Source organism: Actinocorallia lasiicapitis (assembly GCF_054778695.1).
Genome location: NZ_BAAGZI010000621.1, coordinates 1 through 2,120, shown reverse-complemented (window position 1 = coordinate 2,120; position 2,120 = coordinate 1). Strand labels below are relative to the sequence as shown.

The following is a 2,120-nucleotide window of genomic DNA, read 5'->3' as shown; positions in this document are numbered from 1 at the left end:
CCCCGCGGGCCCGATCGTCGGCGACGACTGGTTCGCCGCGCCCGCCCCGCCGCCGCGCCCCGCGCCGTCGGGCCCGTTCGGCCAGATCGTCGTCTACACGCTCCTGGACGGCCGGGAGCAGGCCTTCGACCGGCTCGCCAACGATCTGGCCCGCACCGCCACCCAGGCCGAGCCGGACATCATGATCTACACCTTCCACGAGGTGGACGGCGCCCCGACCCAGCGGATCAGCTACCAGCTCTTCGCCGACCGGGAGTCCTTCGAGGAACACCAGGCCCGTCCGTACGTGGCGCGTTTCGCCGCCGACAGCCGTGCCCACGTGCTCGCGACCAACGTCATCGATCTCAAGCTGACCGGCGGCAGCCTCCCGTTCCTGCAGGCCGGACGATGATCACGCTGCTGACCCGACCCGGCTGCCACCTCTGCGACGACGCCCGTACGATCGTGGCAAGGGTCGCCGCCGACGCGGGCGAGCCGTGGGAGGAACGCGACATCACCCGGGACGAGAAGGATCTCGCCGAGTACCACGACCACATTCCGGTCACCCTGGTCGACGGCAAGCAGATCGATTTCTGGTTCGTGGACGAGAAGCGCCTCCGCGCCGCCTTGTCCAGCCGCTGAGACGGCCCGGTGACGGCCCGCGAGACCTAGAACACAGTTCGGTACTTTGTGCGCGCGTTCACAAAGGGTTTAACCTGAAGGAAATATGCCTTCCCCTGGAGGGCCCGCTCAGAGAGGTCCCCGCCCACGATGAGCCCCCGGCAGCCGCGGTCCGGTCGAGCCCCCAACGAGCGGGGCGGACCCGGGATCCCCGAAGCCACGATCGCGCGCCTGCCCGTCTATCTGCGGGCGCTGCAGAGCTTCGCCGAGCGGGGCACCGCGACGGTCTCCTCCGAAGAGCTGGCCTCTGCCGCAGGCGTGAACTCTGCCAAGCTCCGTAAAGACCTCTCCCATCTCGGCTCGTACGGCACACGCGGCGTCGGATACGAGGTTGAGTACCTCGTGTACCAGATCTCCCGTGAACTAGGCCTCACCCAGGACTGGGTCGTCGCCATCATCGGAGTGGGTAACCTTGGCCGCGCTCTCGCCGGATACGGCGGTTTCGCGTCCCGGGGTTTCCGGGTGGCCGGACTGCTCGACGCCGACTCCTCGATCGTCGGACAGCGGATCTCCGGGCTCACGGTGGAGCACACAGACCGGCTGGAGACGATCATCAAGGACCACGGCGTGTCCATCGCCGTCATCGCGACCCCCGCGGCGGCGGCCCAGACCCTTTGCGACAGAGTCGTCGCGGCGGGCGTCACCAGCGTGCTCAACTTCGCCCCAGTAGTCCTCAATGTTCCCGAGGGCGTCGACGTCCGCAAGGTCGACCTCTCGATCGAGCTGCAGATCCTGGCCTTCCACGAGCAGCGGAAGGCCGGCGGGCCGCATGAGGAGATCCCGGTCTCCCCTGGGCTCGCGGAGTACACCGAGGTACATCCATGAGTCTCCTGGTCGTCGGTCTAAGTCATCGGACCGCCCCCGTCAGCCTGCTGGAGTCCGCGTCCGTCACGGGCGACGACCTGGTGAAGCTGCTGCACGAGGTGCACGAGTCGGTGCGCGAGGTCATGATCGTCTCGACCTGCAACCGGGTCGAGGTGTACGCGGCCGTCGACAAGTTCCACGGCGGCGTGCAGACCGTCTCGGAGCTGCTGGCGCGGCACAGCGGGGTACCGCTGGAGGAGCTGTCGAAGTACCTGTACGTGCACTACGAGGAGCGGGCCGTCCAGCACGCCTTCGCGGTCGCGGCGGGCCTGGAGTCGATGGTGATCGGCGAGGGGCAGATCCTCGGCCAGATCCGGCAGGCCTACACCCTCGCCCAGGAGCAGGACACGATCGGCCGCGCGCTGCACGAGGTCGTCCAGAACGCGCTGCGGGTCGGCAAACGCGCCCACTCCGACACCGGGATCGACCAGGCGGGCCCTTCGCTGGTCTCGGTCGGCCTGGAGGTCGCGGCGGGGCATCTGGGGGAGCTGAACGGCAAGCGGGCGCTGGTCGTCGGCGCGGGCGCGATGAGCGGGCTGGCCGTCGCGACCCTGGCGCGGGCCGGCGTCGCCGAGATCGTCGTGGCGAACCGCACC

Annotated in this window: 4 protein-coding genes; all 4 read left to right on the top strand. The window is 69.2% G+C overall.

The features are described from left to right. The coding region (locus ACYVE7_RS33015; RefSeq protein WP_460370381.1) for a putative quinol monooxygenase at nucleotides 1-391 on the top strand (391 nt) is incomplete at its 5' end. Next, nucleotides 388-621, top strand: a complete 234-nt coding sequence (locus ACYVE7_RS33010; protein ID WP_460370379.1) for a glutaredoxin family protein — start codon at nucleotides 388-390, stop codon at nucleotides 619-621. The genes ACYVE7_RS33015 and ACYVE7_RS33010, both read left to right, overlap by 4 nt. Nucleotides 622-750: 129 nt before the next feature. Beyond that, complete coding sequence (locus ACYVE7_RS33005) at nucleotides 751-1,485, top strand: redox-sensing transcriptional repressor Rex (RefSeq protein ID WP_460370378.1); 735 nt, start codon at nucleotides 751-753, stop codon at nucleotides 1,483-1,485. Beyond that, the coding region (gene hemA, locus ACYVE7_RS33000; protein ID WP_460370376.1) for a glutamyl-tRNA reductase at nucleotides 1,482-2,120 on the top strand (639 nt) is incomplete at its 3' end. The genes ACYVE7_RS33005 and hemA, both read left to right, overlap by 4 nt.

Coding starts and splice junctions, on each gene's coding strand:
- ACYVE7_RS33010 (WP_460370379.1), top strand. CDS start 388: ATGATCACGCTGCTGACCCGACCCGGCTGCCACCTCTGCGACGACGCC.
- ACYVE7_RS33005 (WP_460370378.1), top strand. CDS start 751: ATGAGCCCCCGGCAGCCGCGGTCCGGTCGAGCCCCCAACGAGCGGGGC.